Here is a 17,890-nt window from a genome sequence, read left to right as displayed (position 1 = left end):
TAGTGAATGTTTCGGAAAATGAGGTGTTAGTATATTGAAAGTCAAAAGGAATTGGATAGTTTATACTGTAGTTATTTTAATTGTAACAAATGTTCTTACAATGTTTGGAACTGTGAACTTTATAAAAAATGCCCAGGGAAGTGCGGTAGGTAAATTTGAAAAATTATTTGAAGTTAGAAATGAATTATATAAGTATTATTATGGTTCCATAGATGATAATACTTTACTTGAAGGTGCCATTAAGGGTATGACTGAATCCTTAAATGACCCTTATACTGTATTTATGAATAAAAAAGAATTTGAAAGTTTTAATGTTCAGACTGAAGGAAATTATTATGGAATTGGCATTCAGGTTATGGCAAAAGGCGATAACATTGTTGTAATAGATGTATTTGACAATTCTCCTGCGAAAAAAGAGGGAATAACTTCTGGTGATATAATACAAAAAGTGAATGAAACCAGTGTAACAGGAAAAAATCTAGATAAGGCAGTATCTCTTATAAAGGGAAAGGAAAATACAGAAGTTACTCTAACATTATATAGAGAAAATAAGGGAAGTTTTAATGTAAAAGTCAAAAGGCAAAAAATAGATATTAATACTGTAAAAGGTGAAATTCTGGGAAATAATGTGGCGTATATTCAAGTAGATATGTTTGATGAAAATACAGCTAAAAATTTTAAAAATGAACTAGAAAAATTAAATAGCCAGGGCATGAAATCTTTAATTTTAGATTTAAGAGATGATCCAGGCGGCATGCTAGATCAATGTGTAGATATGGTTTCTAATTTTGTTCCTAAGGATAAGGTAATAGTATCAACCATAGATAAGTATAAAAGTAAAAAAGAATATAAATCAGAGGGCGGAAATTTTAATAATTTACCTGTAACCATACTCACCAATGAAAATACTGCTAGTGCTTCAGAAATATTTTCAGGAGCCCTAAAAGACTATAAACTTGCTACTATAGTTGGAGAAAAAACTTATGGAAAAGGAGTAGTTCAAACTATACTGAATACTGGAGATGGTACCGCACTTAAAGTTACTATATCCAAGTATTATACTCCTAATGGTAAAGATATAAATAAAAAAGGGATAAATCCTGATGTAGAGGTGAAATATCCAGAGGAGCTTAAAAAGTCTGCTTATGATAGAAGCAAGGATCCTCAATTTATTAAAGCGTTTGAAATAGCAAAAAGTAAGATAAAGTAATTAAATTTTAGGTTTAATTATAAATATATTTTAGATTTTAAGTTAGGCAGACAAACTCTGTCTAATTTAATTTATCCCAATGCGGTAATTAGCTAATGCTCTCATCTTACCGCTAGTCAGAATAAAGACAATATAAGATTTCAATGGCAGGAATCCCAAATTTAAGAATTTTGTTTATGGAGAGGGGAATTAATCTTAATGATACTATTGTACACATTAAAGTCTGTAGCTTTTGCACTAACAGAGCCATATTTAGTGCTCCTTTTAGCTATTTTAGCATTTACATTATATAGAAAAAACAAACAGACAGTTATAATGCAGCAGATGATAATTGGAGAAAAAATCAATTCTCCTTTTGAACTTACCATATCTCAAATTGTCATAGGAATTTTTGCTGGAATTTTAGTAAGTATTATTATGTCTTATCTAGGAGTAGTTTTTGATGAAAATTCGGCTGTAGATTTAATATTTTTAGCATCGATAATTTTTATGTTTTTTAACCCCAGATTTATATGTTTTTCTTATTCAGGTGCAATACTAGGCCTTATAAGTCTTATGTTAAGTATAGCATCAGAGGTTTTTAATATACCTACTTTAAATTTTTTAAAAATAGATGTAGTTTCACTTATGAGCATGGTAGCTATATTACATTTAGTAGAAGGAATCTTAATTATGGTAGATGGAAAGACAGGGGCTATTCCAGTTTTTACAAGCAAAAATGGAAATATAATAGGAGGATTTGCACTTCAAAGATATTGGTCAATCCCCATGGCTATAATATTTATGTTTCATCCAAAATCTATAGTAGGTGATTTCTCACAGATACCTATTCAAGGATGGTGGCCCTTAATAAACACGTCTATACCCTATGATATTTTAAAGAATGCAGTTATGGTTCTAATACCATTTTATGCTGTAATGGGATATAACAGTGTAACATTTACCAGGGATGCAAAAGAAAAAACAATTATATCCGGTGCACTTGTGATTTTATATAGTGTGGTTTTGTTTGGTATGGCACAGTTAGCTGTGGTAAATATCTGGCTGAAATTTTTAGTGTTAATATTTGCACCAGCAGCTCATGAAGGGATTATTATGCTTCAGAGGAATTTAGAGGTAAAAGGAACACCTAAGTATATAAGCAGCAATGAAGGTATTATGGTACTTGCCGTGGCACCTAACTCTCCCGCTAATGAAATGGGAATTAAGAGCGGAGATTTATTAGTAGAAATAAATAGTGAAAAAATTGAAAGTGAAGACAGAATAACAGAAATAATAAAAGAATGTTCAAATTTTATATGGTTTAAGATAAAGACAGTAGCGGGAAATTTCGAACAAGTTAGTTACAATAGAATGAATAAGAATAAAAGGCTTGGAATAGTTTTTGTACCTAGAAAGGTACCTAAAAACAGCATGATAGTAAAGCTGGATAAAAACAGATTTTCAGAAATACTAAATAAGATGAAAAATAAAGATAAGGATGATTAGAAAATGGGAAGATTTAAAATATACTCTGAATTTAAACCTACTGGAGATCAGCCTCAGGCTATAGATAGTATAGCTAGCCATATTTTGCAGGGAGATAAATTTCAAACATTACTTGGAGTAACTGGATCAGGTAAAACTTTTACTATGGCAAATATAATAGAGAGGGTACAGAAACCTACGCTTGTACTTGCACATAATAAAACTCTAGCTGCACAGTTGTGTTCAGAATTTAGAGAGTTTTTTCCTGATAATTGTGTAGAATATTTTGTATCTTATTATGATTACTATCAGCCGGAAGCATATATAGCCCAGACAGATACCTATATAGAAAAAGATGCATCTATAAACGATGAAATTGATAAATTAAGACATTCTGCTACTTCTGCGTTACTGGAAAGACGAGATGTAGTAGTAGTGGCATCTGTATCTTGTATTTATGGGTTAGGAAATCCAGAGGAGTATAAAAAGTTGACTCTATCTTTAAGACAGGGAATGATAAAAAACAGAGATGAAATACTTAAAAAATTAGTAGAGATACAGTATGAAAGAAATGATATAAATTTTATAAGAGGTACTTTTAGAGTAAAAGGAGATATAGTGGATATATTCCCAGCTTCTTCGGCAGAACGTGCCATAAGAGTAGAATTTTTTGGAGACGAAATTGATAAAATACGGGAATTTGATGTTTTAACAGGTACTACCATTGGAATCAGAAAACATGTTTCTATATTTCCGGCATCCCACTTTGCTACTTCACAGGAGAGATTAGAAGTATCCATAGGTAAAATAGAAGTAGAATTGGAGGAAACGCTTAAACAACTCATATCTGAGGATAAATTGCTGGAAGCCCAGAGGCTAAAACAGAGAACCAATTTTGATATAGAAATGATGAGAGAAGTAGGCTACTGTAGTGGAATTGAAAACTATTCAAGGATATTGGATGGAAGACCAAAAGGAAGCCCGCCACAGACTCTCATAGATTATTTTCCTGAGGATTTTTTATTATTTGTAGATGAAAGTCATGTTACACTTCCTCAAGTAAAAGCCATGTATGCTGGAGATAGGTCTAGAAAAGAATCCTTGGTGAGATATGGTTTTAGATTGCCTTCTGCTTTTGATAACAGACCTTTAAAGTTTGAAGAATTTGAAAAGAAGTTAAATCAAGTGACATTTGTAAGTGCTACTCCTGCAGAATATGAACTAAAGCATTCCCAGAATATATCTGAACAAGTATTGAGACCTACCGGGTTATTAGATCCTGAAATTATAGTAAGGCCAATAAAAGGTCAAATTGATGACCTTTATAATAATATACAAGAGACTATACATAAAGGTTATAGGGTGCTAGTTACTACTCTTACTAAAAAAATGGCAGAGGATTTAACAGAATATTTTAAAGACATGGATGTAAAGACCAGGTATCTTCATTCAAGTATAGCTACTGTAGATAGAATGAAAATAATAAGGGATTTGAGAAAAGGAGAATTTGATGTCTTAGTGGGAATTAACCTTCTAAGAGAAGGTCTTGACATACCAGAAGTTGCATTAGTTGCAATTTTAGATGCAGATAAAGAAGGATTTTTAAGATCAGAAAAATCCCTTATACAGACTATAGGAAGAGCGGCTAGAAATTCTGAGAGCAGAGTTATAATGTATGCAGATAATATTACAAATTCTATGGATAGGGCTATAAGTGAAACTAAAAGAAGAAGAAAAATACAAATGGAGCATAATGAAAAAAATGGTATAAAGCCGACGACCATTAATAAGGCTATTAGAGAAATTATAGAATCCACTATGGTTTTAGAAGAAAAAGAAGAATATAATAGTTTAGAAGAGGCTGTAAAAGCAGATAACGAAAAATTAAATGAACTTATTGAAAATCATGAGAAACAAATGGCTGCAGCAGCTAAGGAACTTAGATTTGAGGAAGCTGCGAAATTAAGAGATATAATAGTAAAGTTAAAAAAACAAAAGAACAAGAATGTATCTGGAAAGAATTAAAATATCTAAGGAGTAAAATTAATGAAAAATAGCATAGTGATAAAAGGTGCTAAAGTTCACAATTTAAAAAATGTGGATTTGATATTACCTAGAGATAAGTTGATAGTTTTTACCGGACTTTCTGGATCGGGAAAGTCTTCCCTAGCTTTTGATACTTTATATGCAGAAGGACAGAGAAGATATGTAGAGTCTTTATCTGCTTATGCAAGACAATTTTTAGGGCAAATGGATAAACCGGATGTAGAATATATTCAAGGATTGTCACCAGCTATATCCATAGATCAGAAAACAACTAGCAGAAATCCTCGTTCTACAGTAGGAACAGTTACTGAAATATATGATTATTTGAGATTATTGTATGCCCGTATAGGTGTACCGCATTGTCCTAAATGTGGGAAGGAAATAACCCAGCAGACTGTAGATCAAATAGTGGATAGAATTATGGCTATGGAGGAGAGAACTAAAATACAGATACTTTCCCCTATGATAAAAGGACGTAAGGGAGAGCATGTAAAAATACTAGAAAATATAGTAAAGAACGGCTTTGTGAGAGCTAGAATTGATGGAAATATAGTAGACCTTCAAGATGAAGAGATAAAGCTTGAGAAAAATAAAAAACATACTATTGAAGTTATAGTAGATAGACTTGTAATAAAAGATGAAATAAGAAGCAGACTTGTAGATTCTATAGAAGTGGCGTTAAAATTGTCAGAAGGAACAGTGATCATAAATGTCATTGGAGGAGATGACATTTTGTTTAGTGATAAATTTGCATGTCCCGACTGTGGCATAAGCCTTGGGGAAATTACTTCAAGAACTTTTTCTTTTAATTCTCCTTTTGGTAAGTGTGATGCTTGTGATGGACTTGGTACATTACTTGAAATAGACGATAATCTTGTTATACCTGATAGAAAAAAAAGTATATTAGACGGAGCTGTAATGTGCTGGGGAGAAGGAAGTTTGAAAGAAGATTCATGGACTTTCAGTATATTAAGAGGCCTTTCAAGTAAGTACAAATTTAAATTGGATACTCCCGTAAAAGATTTAAATCCTCAAGTTTTAGATATGTTACTATATGGATTAAAGGGAGAGAAAATAAGGGTCAGGTATAAAAAAGAAAATAGGGTAATGGAGTTTAATCATGCTTTTGAAGGAATAGTAAATAATTTAAAAAGAAGGTATATGGAAACAAATTCTGATTACATAAAAAGGGAAATAGAAAACTATATGAGTCATAATCCATGTCCAAAATGCAAAGGAGCAAGATTAAAACCAGAAGCACTTGCAGTTACAGTAGGGGGAAAAAATATATTTGAATTTTGTAGTATGTCTATAAAAGACGAATTGAAATTTTTTCAGGAAATAAAATTGTCAGAAAAGGATACAATTATAAGTCAGCAGATATTAAAAGAAATAAATTCCAGGCTTGAATTTCTCATAGATGTGGGGCTTGATTATTTAACTTTATCAAGAACAGCGGGAACTTTATCAGGAGGAGAGGCCCAGAGAATAAGGCTTGCAACACAAATCGGTTCTAGTTTGGTAGGAGTACTTTACATATTGGATGAACCCAGCATAGGTTTGCATCAGAGAGATAACGATAGATTAATTGCTACCTTAAAGCATTTAAGAGATCTGGGAAATACGGTTATAGTGGTAGAACATGATGAAGATACCATAAAACAATCGGACTTCATAGTAGATATAGGCCCTGGAGCAGGAGAACATGGGGGAGAAGTTGTTGCAGCAGGAGATATTTCAAATATTATAAATTGTGATACTTCTATAACTGGACAGTACCTAAGTGGAAAGAGAAAAATAAACGTACCTGAGAATATAAGAGAGGGTAATGGGAAATACATAAAGGTAATAGGAGCCAGAGAAAATAATTTAAAAAATATTGATGTGGAGTTTCCGCTTGGAGTATTTAACTGTGTTACGGGTGTATCTGGTTCGGGAAAAAGTACCTTGGTAAATGAAATATTATATAAGGCCCTGCATAAAAAATTAAATAATTCAAAGGATAATCCAGGGATATATGAACATATTACAGGAGTAGAAAATATAGATAAGATTATAAATATAGATCAAAGTCCTATAGGTAGGACACCTAGATCAAATCCTGCAACTTATACAGGAGTATTTGACATAATAAGGCAGGTGTTTTCAAATACTCCTGAAGCTAAAATGAGAGGGTATAAGCCTGGACGGTTTAGCTTTAATGTAAAAGGAGGAAGGTGTGAAGCCTGTAGTGGTGATGGAATAATAAAAATAGAAATGCAATTTTTATCAGATGTATATGTTCCTTGTGAAGTATGTAAAGGTAAAAGATATAATAGAGAAACTCTTGAAGTGAAATATAAGAACAAAAATATTGATCATATACTTAATATGACTGTAGAAGAGGCGTTGAAATTTTTTGAAAATATACCAAGAATAAAAAATAAATTACAGACCTTAATGGATGTAGGGCTTGGATACATTAAATTAGGTCAACCTTCAACACAGCTGTCTGGAGGAGAAGCACAGAGAATTAAATTGGCTTATGAATTGTCTAAGAGGAGTACGGGAAAAACTATATATATATTGGATGAACCTACTACAGGACTCCATATAGATGATGTTAATAAGCTTATAAATATACTTCAGAGAATTGTAGATGTAGGTAATACAGTAGTGGTTATAGAACATAATCTAGATGTTATAAAGTGTGCAGATTACATCATTGATCTTGGACCTGAAGGAGGAGATAAAGGCGGAAGTATTCTCTGTACAGGTACCCCGCAGCAGGTGGCCGAAGATAAGAACTCCTATACGGGACAATATCTAAAAAAGATGTTATAATCTATGTAAAGACTAGCATAGGCACACTTATAATGCTAGTCTTTCCATGTGTTAAGGGAGGATATTTTTAAATGGATCTAAGTAAATTAAGTATGATTTTTAAAATTGTAATTATAGGTATAGTTTATATTATAATATTTTGGGCACTAAAAATAATGTATAAGGATATAAAAAATGGAGGAAAAAGAAATAGAAATCCAGCTAGGAAATCCTTTGGTCTTGAAGTAGTTAATCCAGGTAAAAATTCAAACCTTAGAAGAGGCGCTGTAATTCCGGTGAGGAGAGAAGTAACTATAGGCAGGAAAAACGATAATCAGCTTATATTAGAAGATCCTTATACATCAGGTCATCATGCCAGAGTATATATAAAAAATGCAAAAGATTGTGTATTAGAGGATCTGGGAAGTACTAATGGAACTCTTTTAAATGGGAAGAAATTAAGGGGAAAACATTATTTAGCCCCAGGAGATGAAATCAAAATTGGAAATACAGCTTTTAAAGTTATAGGATAATTTGTCAGATGTCTATTGTAGTAGAAAAATTTATTGTAAGAGTTTTAAAAAAGTTACTATAATTGTTATAGGTGGTGAATATATTGGATACTACTAGGGATGAGAGAAAATTACTAAGATATACATATTTGCTATGTTTTGTTTGCTTTCTGAATCTAGCCATAATAAAGCAGCCTTTTGATAAAGGTGCTATGATAATGGCACTTGTGATCTGTTTATTAATAGGGTATTCTTATTTTGTAATAAGAAAATTCTTTTCCGACGGAGATAAATACATATTTATTTTTTCAAGTATACTGTCAGTTATAGGCATGGTTATGTTGTACAGGATAGATATGACAGTTTCTATTAAACAGATAATATGGTTTGCAATCGGGGTTACGGGATTTATACTTATTGTGGTTTTAATGCCGGATACCAGTAGGTTTAGTAAGTATAAGTATATATATTTGGTATTTACACTGATATTTATGGGAATGGGTACGGTTGTAGGTACTGCTACAGGAACTGAGATAAATGGTGCTAAGAACTGGGTTAGCTTAGCAGGAGTTCAATTTCAACCTTCAGAATTTGCAAAACTGTTTCTAGTGGCATATCTGGCAGCAGATTTAAAGGACTATAAAAATTTTAAGAATTTAATAATACCCGGTATAGCAGTAATGATATCCTTGGCATTTATGGTACTCCAAAAAGATTTAGGCTCTGCCCTTATATTTTTTGGAATAGCTGTAACTATGATTTATATAGCTACTTCTAAATTTAGGTATGTATTAATTTGTTTTTTACTTTCATCAGGGGGAGCTATACTTAGTTATAAGTTATTTAATCATGTTAGGACAAGGATTATGATATGGAGAAATCCCTGGCCTTATGCTACTAATCAAAGTTATCAAATTGTCCAATCTATGTTTTCCATAGCATCCGGAGGACTTACAGGAACAGGACTAGGGTTAGGCCATCCTGAATATGTGCCTATTAATACTACGGATTTTATATTTGCGGTACTTTGTGAAGAATTGGGTATTTTAATAGGTTTTTCTATAATAATATTGTATTTTTTATTGTTTTATAGGTGCATGAGAGCTGCGGTATACGGCAATGATAAATTTTCAAGACTTTTGGCAGTGGGTTATAGTGCAATGATTGCATCTCAGGTTTTAGTTATAGTAGGAGGAGTCATGAATGCTATTCCTCTTACAGGTATAACGCTGCCTCTTGTAAGTAGAGGGGGGAGTTCCATGCTTATAACATTTTTTTCTTTAGGTATAATACAGAAGATATCGGAAGAAGGTAGGTAGCAGGATGAATAACATATTGAATAATATAAAAAAAGTAATGATGGTCTTTTTAATATGTTTCATAGCACTTATTTCCTATATGACTTATTTTGAGATGTCAATTGGACCTAAAATAGTAAACAATTCCTATAACAGAAGACTTTGGATAAAGAGAAATGAAGTGCTTAGGGGAACTATATATGATAGAAATGGCAATGCATTAACTAAAAGTGAACCTGTAAATCAAGAAACTCAAAAGAGAGAATACACAGGCGGTGCAATGTTTGCACATGTATTGGGTTATGTAGATATTAAGTATGGAATCACAGGTCTTGAGAGAAAATATGACCAAGAATTAATGTCTACAAATATTAAGGATAGTATAAAGAGCCTTATTGAGAATAAAGGAAAGACTCAAAAAAAGGTTGGTAATAATTTAAAAACCACATTAGATCTAGAGACACAGAAAAAAGCTTATGATTTACTGGGGGATAATAAAGGAGCTGTGGTAGTATTAAATCCTAAAACGGGAGAAGTGTTGGCAATGGTATCAAAACCTTCTTTTGATCCCAATGACATGCAAAATACATGGGAACAGTTGAATAAAGATGAAAGCAGACCCCTTATAAATAGGGCTACAGCGGGGCTTTATCCACCAGGTTCTACTTTTAAAACCATAACTGCTGTAAGTGCTCTGGAAAATATAAGCGGAATTCAAAACAGATCTTTTCAGGATACAGGAGAACTTTATATAGGAGGGGATTACACCCTGCATAATTTTCAAGGAGAAGTTTTGGGAAATATTACTTTTAAGGAAGCCTATACCCATTCTAGTAATGTGTATTTTGGTTCCCTTGGGCTGGAACTTGGAAATGAAACACTAAAGAAAACCGCAGAAAAATTTTTCTTTAATAAAGAAATTCCTACAGATGGTATACCTGTAGAACCTAGTAAATTTCCTGAACTAAAATCTTATGAAAAAGGAAGTATAGCTCAAAGTGCCATAGGACAGAGTAGTGATTTAGCAAGTCCTCTGCAGATGGCAGTGGTTACAAGTACTATAGCAAATGGGGGAGTCTTGATGAGACCTTATCTGGTAAGTGATGTGACAAATAGTCAGGGAGAAGAAGTAAAGAGCATACAGCCAGAACAGGTAGGACAGATAATTTCTCAGGATGTAGCATCTACCATGAAGGATCTCATGAGATCCGTGGTAGAATCAGGGACAGGAACTAATGCTTCTGTAGAGGGTGTAGAAGTAGCAGGAAAAACTGGAACAGCAGATAATGAATCTCAAGGAAAGTATTCTTCTCCACATGCCTGGTTCATAGGGTTTGCACCTTATGAGGATCCACAAGTAGCCGTAGCGGTAATTGTAGAGAATGGAGGACAGGGAGGTAAATTAGCTGCGTCCATAGCATCAGAAGTTATAAGAACAGCACTGCGAAAATAGTTAAAATTTAAACTTTTCTCGGGAATTTTCGCAGCAAAAGATAAAGTTCCTTTGAATTTAATGTTATAATATAGATACTTAAAAAGTAGTTTTAAAGTGCAGTGAAATTTTAATATTATAACTGTTTTTAAAGGAGAAAATATGAAAGGTAAAACTCATGCAGGTATTGGAGTAGTTACTTTTTTATCTGTTTATGATATACTTCCCGGAAAGTTTAATTATATTGGTATACTTGTAGTGATATTTGCATCCATACTCCCAGATATAGATCACCCTAAGAGTGTAATAAATAAATACATACTTCCTTTTAGAAATAAACTTACTAAAGTTATTTTTTATAATTGTTTAGGAATAATACTGTTGTGGTATGATTATTTATATAAAGGAGAACCTGTCATTAAGGCTATTGGTATATCATTTTTAATAATAGCCCTGTCTACCCATAGAAATGGATTAACTCATAGTTTGACAGGTATGATAATGTTCTCTTTTATTATAGGATATTTAGGGAATATGTATAATTTGTATCATTTGGTGTATTATTTTATTATAGGTTATGGAATGCATTTGTTATGTGATATGGCTACGAACAGAGGGGTACCATTATTTTATCCTTTTAAAAATAAAAAATTCAAGATGCCTTTAACTTATAAAACTAATTCTAAAATTGGATGTACTATAGAAGAACTTTTAATGATATTTGGGATATTATTTACCATATATAAACTTCCAGTTATATACAAATAATCTTAGGAGTGAATTTAGTGTTTGATTTTCAACAACAGTTAAAAATATTGCCGGATAAACCTGGAGTATATTTGATGAAAAATTCTTTAGGAGAAGTAATATATGTAGGAAAGGCAAAAGTTTTAAAAAATAGAGTTAGACAGTATTTTCAGAAATCTAAAAATCATTCTGAAAAAGTGAAGACAATGGTTAAACATATTTCAGAATTTGAGTATATAGTTACAGATTCCGAAATGGAAGCCCTTGTATTAGAGTGCAATTTAATAAAAAAATATAGACCTAGGTACAATATATTACTAAAGGACGATAAAATATATCCTTTAATAAAAGTAACTGTAAATGAAGATTTTCCAAGGATAATATTTGCGAGAAACATGGTAAAAGATGGTGCTAAATATTTTGGACCTTATATAAGTACCGGAGCAGTTTATGAGACGATGGAAGTTATAAAGAAAATATTTCCCATAAGGGATTGTAGACTTAATATAAAAAAAGAGGATGTAAAGGGTAGGAGGCCTTGCCTAAATTATCATATAGGATTATGTATGGCACCCTGTACTGGACATATTAATGCAGAAGAATATAATAAAATTATATCAGGGGTAGTAGAGTTTTTATCTGGAAAGAACAAAGATATAATTAAAAAATTGAAAGAAGATATGGACAGTGCATCCCAGAGGCTTGAATTTGAAAAGGCCGCAGAATTGAGAGATAAGATTTTTGCCATAGAAAAAATCATTGAAAAACAAAAAATAACCACAGGAGGATTTGAAGACGAAGATTTTATAAATATATATTCTGATGAAAAAGACAGTTGTGTTCAAGTGTTTTTCTTAAGATCTGGAAAAATAATAGGGAGAGAAGATTTTATTGTAGAAAATACACAAGATCTTCCTAAAGGAGAAATAGTAGCGAATTTTGTAAAGGAATTTTACGGAGGCACAGCGTATATATCAAAAACAATATATGTTTCAGAAATCTATGATATTCAACTACTGGAAGATTGGCTTAGTATGAAAAAGAATTCCAGAGTATATATTAAGGTACCCAAAAAAGGTGATAAAAAGGGAATTTTAGATTTAGTAGAAAAAAATGCTAAAACCACTTTGCAAAACTTTAAGTCAAAATTTATTCAAGATGAGAAAATGTATAAAACATCCCTTGAAGAACTCATGAAAATACTTAATTTAGATGGAATTCCCCATAGGATAGAAGCCTATGACGTATCTAATATCCAGGGAGTAGATTCTGTAGGTACAATGGTAGTGTTTCAAAATGGAAGGGCAAAAAATAACGATTATAGAAGATTTAAAATTAATACGGTAAAGGGTGCCAATGATTATGAGAGTATGAGAGAAATACTAAGGAGAAGATTTCAAAATGGTATGGAGGAAATAAACAGAATAAAAGAAAAAAATTTAGAATTTAGTGCAGGAAAGTTTAGTGTATTTCCTGATTTAATTCTTATGGATGGAGGAAAAGTGCAGGTAAATGCAGCCCTTGAAGTGTTAAAAGAGTTTAATATAGATATACCTGTATGTGGTATGGTAAAGGATGACAGGCATAGAACCAGGGGTCTTATGTATAAAAATGAAGAAATACTAGTAAATATGAACTCTAATATAATTAAGCTTGTTACCCGAATACAGGATGAAGCCCATAGATTTGCTGTAACTTATCATAGAAGCTTAAGAAATAAGAGGGTACTTCATTCTGTACTGGAGGATATACCTAATGTAGGTATGAAGAGAAGAAAAGAACTTTTAAAAAAATTTGTAAGCATAGAAAATATAAAAAAGGCAAGTATAGAGGAGCTTACAAATACGCCGTCTATAGATAGACGTACAGCAGAGAGCATACTTTCTTATTTTAAAAAACATAAGAATTAAAAAAATGAAATAAGTTGTAAATAAAACAATATAATTCAAGATGTTTTAAAAATAATATTTATACGAGAATATATACATATTTAGGGCATAAACTGTATATTATCACTTGTAGAGAGAATATATATAAATCTTGATTAAGGATTATACATACATTATACTGAATATAATACATAATTTTAATTTTCGAGGAGAATATTTATAATGAATAAGTTTAAAGATTTTGCTATAAAGTTAAGGGAAATATTGAATGACCAGGATATAAAAATAGATGAGCCTATGAGAGGACATACTTCATTTAAAGTAGGGGGACCTGTAGATGTATTACTTACCCCTGAAAATTCTAATCAGGTAATAGATGTTGTAAAGTTATGTAAGAAAGAAAACATACCTTATTATATAATGGGAAATGGATCTAATTTGCTTGTGAGAGATGGCGGCATAAGGGGTATAATGATTAAACTTATAAAGTTGAATAAAATTAGAGTTGAGGAAAACAAGATTATTACAGAAAGTGGAGCATCCTTAAAAGATATTTCAGCTGCAGCATTAAATAACTCTCTAGCAGGCTTTGAATTTGCCTGTGGTATCCCTGGAAGCGTAGGGGGTGCAGTTACTATGAATGCAGGTGCCTATAATGGAGAAATCTCAAATGTAATAGAAAGTGCAAAGGTTATATGTGGAGATGGAGAAATTAAACTCTTAAATAGAGAAGAAATGGAACTGGGATATAGAATGAGTTCTATATTAAAAAATGGGTATACTATTTTAGAAGTTACATTTAGCTTACAAAAGGGCAATCATGAAGATATAATGAATCGTATAGAAGATTTAAACAGAAGAAGAAATGAAAAGCAGCCTTTGGAACATGCTTCTGCAGGCAGTACTTTTAAAAGACCCAAGGGATATTTTGCAGCAAAACTTATAGAAGATACTGGTCTAAAAGGGGAAAGCGTGGGAGATGCCCAAGTATCTGAAAAGCATTCAGGTTTTATAATAAATAAAGGAAATGCTACTGCAAAAGATATTTTAGCTTTAATAGCTATTGTACAAGATAGGGTAAAACAAAAATTTAATGTAGATTTATATACTGAAGTTAGAATTATAGGTGAAGATTAAACTAGAGCATAGTATTGAAGCGGAGGATTAGTGTATAGTGCACTTGATTCTCCTTTTTAGTTATGTTTTATTCTTATAGTTGGTTATGTTATAATTAAAAAAATAAATCTGTATATCATAATGATAAATTTTATATAACAAGGCTAAAATGTTGCCAATGGAGGGATGTAACTATGAGATTTGTTATAGTAACAGGATTATCTGGAGCTGGGAAAACTCAAGCTATAAGAAATTTAGAAGATTTGGGGTTCTTTTGTGTAGATAACCTTCCCCCTACACTAATACCTAAATTTGCAGAGGCCTGTTATCAAACTGACGGAAAAATTGATAAGATAGCGCTAGTTATAGACATAAGGGGAGGACAGTTCTTTGATGATATATTTGAGAGTTTGAAATACCTGCAGAGGCAGGAATATAAATATGAAATATTATTTTTAGATGCCTCAGATGAAGTATTGATTAAAAGGTTTAAGGAATCTAGAAGAAAGCACCCATTAGCACCTGACGGCAGAATTTTAAATGGAATACTTATGGAACGAAATAAACTTAGGGAAATAAAAGACAGGTCAGATAATATAATAGATACATCTAAACTAGCAACAAGAGAACTCAGAGAAGAGATAAACAGCATATATTCAGAGGAAGGACAGATGGAAACTCAATTAATAATTACTGTACTCTCTTTTGGGTTTAAATATGGTATACCTGTTGATTCAGATTTGGTATTTGATGTAAGGTTTTTACCCAATCCCTTCTATATCTCTGAACTAAAAAAGCATTCAGGTAAAGATAAAATTGTAGTAGACTATATAATGAACTTTGAAGAGACCTTAGAGTTCATAGATAAATTAGAGAATATGTTAGAATTTTTAATACCTAACTATTTAAAAGAAGGCAAGAGACAGCTTATTGTATCCATAGGATGTACAGGAGGAAGACATCGTTCTGTAACCATTGCAAATACCATTTATAATAGGTTAAAGGATAATGGTCATAAGGTAAATATAGACCACAGGGATATAGAGGAAGATGCTAAAGGTGGTAAAAAACTATGAAGATTATAGATTGGTTTAGGCCGGGCATTAAGGTTAAAAGATGGGTTATGCTTGGAGTTATGGGAGTACTGTTTATAATCTTTGGTGTAATAGAGTTTATAAATAGAAGATTTTATAGTTTCTATTATATATCTTTTTATATGTTTTTAATGATATCAGGAATTTTTGTGGTATATATTTCTATAACCCAGGGTATGAGGTCTATAATAGCCCTTATAAATAAAGGATATTTAAGTGTATCCTTAGATTCTAAGAAGCTGGAAAATTTAATATATGAAAAACGTTTATTAGTAAAAGGTCCTAAAATTGTTGCTATAGGTGGTGGCACTGGTCTTTCCACTATGTTAAGAGGTCTTAAGTACTATACTTCAAATATAACTGCCATAGTCACTGTAGCGGATGATGGCGGAGGCTCTGGAGATTTGAGGGAAGATTTGGGGATGCTTCCCCCTGGGGATATAAGAAATTGCATAATGGCACTGGCAGATACTGAACCTCTTATGGAGGAACTTCTTCAATATAGATTTAAAGACGGGAGATTAAAAAATCAAAGTTTCGGTAATTTGTTTTTAGCAGCCATGGACGGGATATCGGGAAACTTTGAAGAAGCTGTTCATAAAATGAGTTCTGTACTTGCAGTAACAGGAAGGGTAATGCCGGTGACTCTGGATAACTTAGTTTTAAAGGCAAAGCTGCAAAATGGTACTATAGTATCAGGAGAGTCAAACATTCCACAGCAGGCTATTAATCAGAATACTCGTATAGATGAAATATTTATAGAACCTAAAAATGCCAGGGCTTTAAAGGAAGCCGTGGATGCAATACTTGAAGCAGATGCAGTAATATTGGGACCTGGTAGTCTTTATACCAGTGTAATTCCTAATCTTTTGGTTAAAGATATAGCTAATGCAGTGAAAAAAACTCCTGCTATAAGACTTTATGTTTCAAATATAATGACCCAACCTGGAGAGACGGATGGATTTTCGGTGGAAGATCATATAGCAACTATTTTTAAACATGTTGGGAATGAAATAATGGATTATGTAATTGTGAATGTAGGCAAAATAGATGTAGAATTAGAAGGTAAATATAAAGAAGAAGAATCCCATTTAGTGAAAGTAGATGATGAAATAGTTTCTTCATTAGGGGTAAAGGTTATTGAAGGAGACTTCATAAGTATTAAAAATGGATTAATAAGACACAATTCTGAAAAATTAGCCTCTATATTGATAGAAACTATTATGGATAAAAAGCTTTTATATGATAGAAAGAAGAGAATAGAATATTTTTATTTGTCAGAGAGATTAAAAGAAAATAAAAGGTAAGTAGGAGATAGACATGTCATTTTCATTGAAAGTAAAAAATGAAATTTGTAGATATACAACTATTAATGAAAGAGAAGCCATAGCAGAATTGTCCGCAATAATGAAAGTAAGTGGAACTTTGCTTTTAGGAGCAAATAAACAGTTTAATTTTAAAATAATTACAGAAAATGCTGCTACTGCCAGATTTATATTTAAAATACTAAAGGATAAGTTCAACATACACACTAAAATATTAGTTAAGAAAAATAATTCTTTCAAAAAAAATAATGTGTATATAATAATGATAACAGAAAATATGGATGTAAAATACCTGCTTAAAAAAGTAGGTATTTTAAAAGAAGAAAAGAATGTTTTTTCTTTAGATTACAGTATACCAAAAAATATTATAGAAAGTGAGGAACTTAAAAGGTTCTATATCAAAGGGGCTTTTTTAGGAGGAGGTAGTATTAGTAATCCTGAAAAAACTTACCACCTTGAATTTGTCACCCATAACAGTGAGTATGCAAAGGAGTTAAGTAAACTCATAAATGGATATGGGTTAAATTCTAAAGTAATACAGAGAAAAAGTAGTTTTATAATTTACCTTAAAGAAGGAGAGCAAATAGTAGATCTATTAAATATAATAGGAGCTCACGCCTCTCTTTTAGAACTGGAAAATATAAGGATAATAAAAGAGATGAGGAATAATGTTAACAGGCTTGTAAATTGCGAAACTGCAAATTTAAGTAAAACTGTAAATGCATCTGTAAGACAATCTGAGAGTATAAAACTCATACAAAAGGAAATAGGATTAAATAGACTTCCTGCTAATTTAAGAGAAATTGCTCAATTGAGATTAAAATATCCGGATGAGTCTTTAAAGGAATTAGGGGAAATGTTGAATCCTAAAGTAGGTAAATCGGGGGTAAATCACAGGTTAAGAAGAATTGAAAAAATAGCAGATGAATTAAGAAAAGAAAGGTAGGAACTT

General features: G+C 31.8%; 13 protein-coding genes. All 13 read left to right on the top strand.

The window, feature by feature from the left end:
- The first annotated feature begins 34 nt into the window (after nucleotides 1-34).
- The 13 genes from ACJDU8_RS10910 (at nucleotide 35) to whiA (ending at nucleotide 17,884) form a co-directional block, all read left to right on the top strand.
- Nucleotides 35-1,210 (top strand): S41 family peptidase, encoded by a 1,176-nt coding sequence (locus ACJDU8_RS10910; RefSeq protein ID WP_406792189.1) that lies wholly within the window; start codon nucleotides 35-37, stop codon nucleotides 1,208-1,210.
- 198 nt (nucleotides 1,211-1,408) lie between these two features.
- Nucleotides 1,409-2,698 (top strand): PDZ domain-containing protein, encoded by a 1,290-nt coding sequence (locus tag ACJDU8_RS10905; RefSeq protein ID WP_406792188.1) that lies wholly within the window; start codon nucleotides 1,409-1,411, stop codon nucleotides 2,696-2,698.
- 3 nt (nucleotides 2,699-2,701) lie between these two features.
- Nucleotides 2,702-4,702: an excinuclease ABC subunit UvrB gene (gene uvrB / locus ACJDU8_RS10900; protein WP_406792187.1), complete on the top strand. Its 2,001-nt coding sequence runs from the start codon at nucleotides 2,702-2,704 to the stop codon at nucleotides 4,700-4,702.
- Nucleotides 4,703-4,723: 21 nt separating this feature from the next.
- On the top strand, nucleotides 4,724-7,546 hold the full coding sequence (gene uvrA, locus ACJDU8_RS10895) for an excinuclease ABC subunit UvrA (RefSeq protein ID WP_406792186.1): 2,823 nt from the start codon (nucleotides 4,724-4,726) through the stop codon (nucleotides 7,544-7,546).
- A 71-nt stretch (nucleotides 7,547-7,617) separates the two neighbouring features.
- Nucleotides 7,618-8,058, top strand: coding sequence for an FHA domain-containing protein (locus tag ACJDU8_RS10890; RefSeq protein ID WP_406792185.1), 441 nt, complete (start codon nucleotides 7,618-7,620; stop codon nucleotides 8,056-8,058).
- 83 nt (nucleotides 8,059-8,141) lie between these two features.
- Nucleotides 8,142-9,356: an FtsW/RodA/SpoVE family cell cycle protein gene (locus ACJDU8_RS10885; protein WP_406792184.1), complete on the top strand. Its 1,215-nt coding sequence runs from the start codon at nucleotides 8,142-8,144 to the stop codon at nucleotides 9,354-9,356.
- Nucleotides 9,357-9,360: 4 nt separating this feature from the next.
- Complete coding sequence (locus ACJDU8_RS10880; RefSeq protein ID WP_406792183.1) at nucleotides 9,361-10,788, top strand: peptidoglycan D,D-transpeptidase FtsI family protein; 1,428 nt, start codon at nucleotides 9,361-9,363, stop codon at nucleotides 10,786-10,788.
- A gap of 141 nt (nucleotides 10,789-10,929) precedes the next feature.
- Nucleotides 10,930-11,535: a metal-dependent hydrolase gene (locus tag ACJDU8_RS10875; RefSeq protein ID WP_406792182.1), complete on the top strand. Its 606-nt coding sequence runs from the start codon at nucleotides 10,930-10,932 to the stop codon at nucleotides 11,533-11,535.
- A 17-nt stretch (nucleotides 11,536-11,552) separates the two neighbouring features.
- Nucleotides 11,553-13,424: an excinuclease ABC subunit UvrC gene (uvrC, locus tag ACJDU8_RS10870; RefSeq protein ID WP_406792181.1), complete on the top strand. Its 1,872-nt coding sequence runs from the start codon at nucleotides 11,553-11,555 to the stop codon at nucleotides 13,422-13,424.
- Nucleotides 13,425-13,625: 201 nt separating this feature from the next.
- Complete coding sequence (gene murB, locus ACJDU8_RS10865; RefSeq protein WP_406792180.1) at nucleotides 13,626-14,540, top strand: UDP-N-acetylmuramate dehydrogenase; 915 nt, start codon at nucleotides 13,626-13,628, stop codon at nucleotides 14,538-14,540.
- Between the two features lie 173 nt (nucleotides 14,541-14,713).
- Entirely contained in the window at nucleotides 14,714-15,595 is an 882-nt protein-coding gene (gene rapZ, locus ACJDU8_RS10860) for an RNase adapter RapZ (protein ID WP_406792179.1), read from the top strand.
- Nucleotides 15,592-16,920 carry a gluconeogenesis factor YvcK family protein gene (locus ACJDU8_RS10855; RefSeq protein ID WP_406792178.1) on the top strand — a complete coding sequence of 443 codons (1,329 nt, stop codon included), beginning with the start codon at nucleotides 15,592-15,594 and terminating at the stop codon, nucleotides 16,918-16,920. Before rapZ ends, ACJDU8_RS10855 begins: the two co-directional genes overlap by 4 nt.
- 13 nt (nucleotides 16,921-16,933) lie before the next feature.
- Nucleotides 16,934-17,884, top strand: coding sequence for a DNA-binding protein WhiA (gene whiA / locus ACJDU8_RS10850; protein WP_406792177.1), 951 nt, complete (start codon nucleotides 16,934-16,936; stop codon nucleotides 17,882-17,884).
- The last annotated feature ends 6 nt before the right edge of the window (nucleotides 17,885-17,890 follow it).

Origin of the sequence: Candidatus Clostridium eludens (assembly GCF_045310515.1) — a bacterium.
Classification (GTDB): Bacteria; Bacillota; Clostridia; order Clostridiales; family Clostridiaceae; genus Clostridium_B; species Clostridium_B eludens.
Note: the sequence above shows the minus strand (reverse complement) of the source record. Positions and strands in the feature narration are given on the sequence as shown.

Bases quoted from the DNA above. Each gene is read 5' to 3' on its own strand.
- ACJDU8_RS10880 (WP_406792183.1), top strand. From the start codon at position 9,361: ATGAATAACATATTGAATAATATAAAAAAAGTAATGATGGTCTTTTTA.
- ACJDU8_RS10890 (WP_406792185.1), top strand. From the start codon at position 7,618: ATGGATCTAAGTAAATTAAGTATGATTTTTAAAATTGTAATTATAGGT.
- uvrB (WP_406792187.1), top strand. From the start codon at position 2,702: ATGGGAAGATTTAAAATATACTCTGAATTTAAACCTACTGGAGATCAG.
- ACJDU8_RS10905 (WP_406792188.1), top strand. From the start codon at position 1,409: ATGATACTATTGTACACATTAAAGTCTGTAGCTTTTGCACTAACAGAG.
- murB (WP_406792180.1), top strand. From the start codon at position 13,626: ATGAATAAGTTTAAAGATTTTGCTATAAAGTTAAGGGAAATATTGAAT.
- whiA (WP_406792177.1), top strand. From the start codon at position 16,934: ATGTCATTTTCATTGAAAGTAAAAAATGAAATTTGTAGATATACAACT.
- rapZ (WP_406792179.1), top strand. From the start codon at position 14,714: ATGAGATTTGTTATAGTAACAGGATTATCTGGAGCTGGGAAAACTCAA.
- uvrA (WP_406792186.1), top strand. From the start codon at position 4,724: ATGAAAAATAGCATAGTGATAAAAGGTGCTAAAGTTCACAATTTAAAA.
- ACJDU8_RS10855 (WP_406792178.1), top strand. From the start codon at position 15,592: ATGAAGATTATAGATTGGTTTAGGCCGGGCATTAAGGTTAAAAGATGG.
- ACJDU8_RS10875 (WP_406792182.1), top strand. From the start codon at position 10,930: ATGAAAGGTAAAACTCATGCAGGTATTGGAGTAGTTACTTTTTTATCT.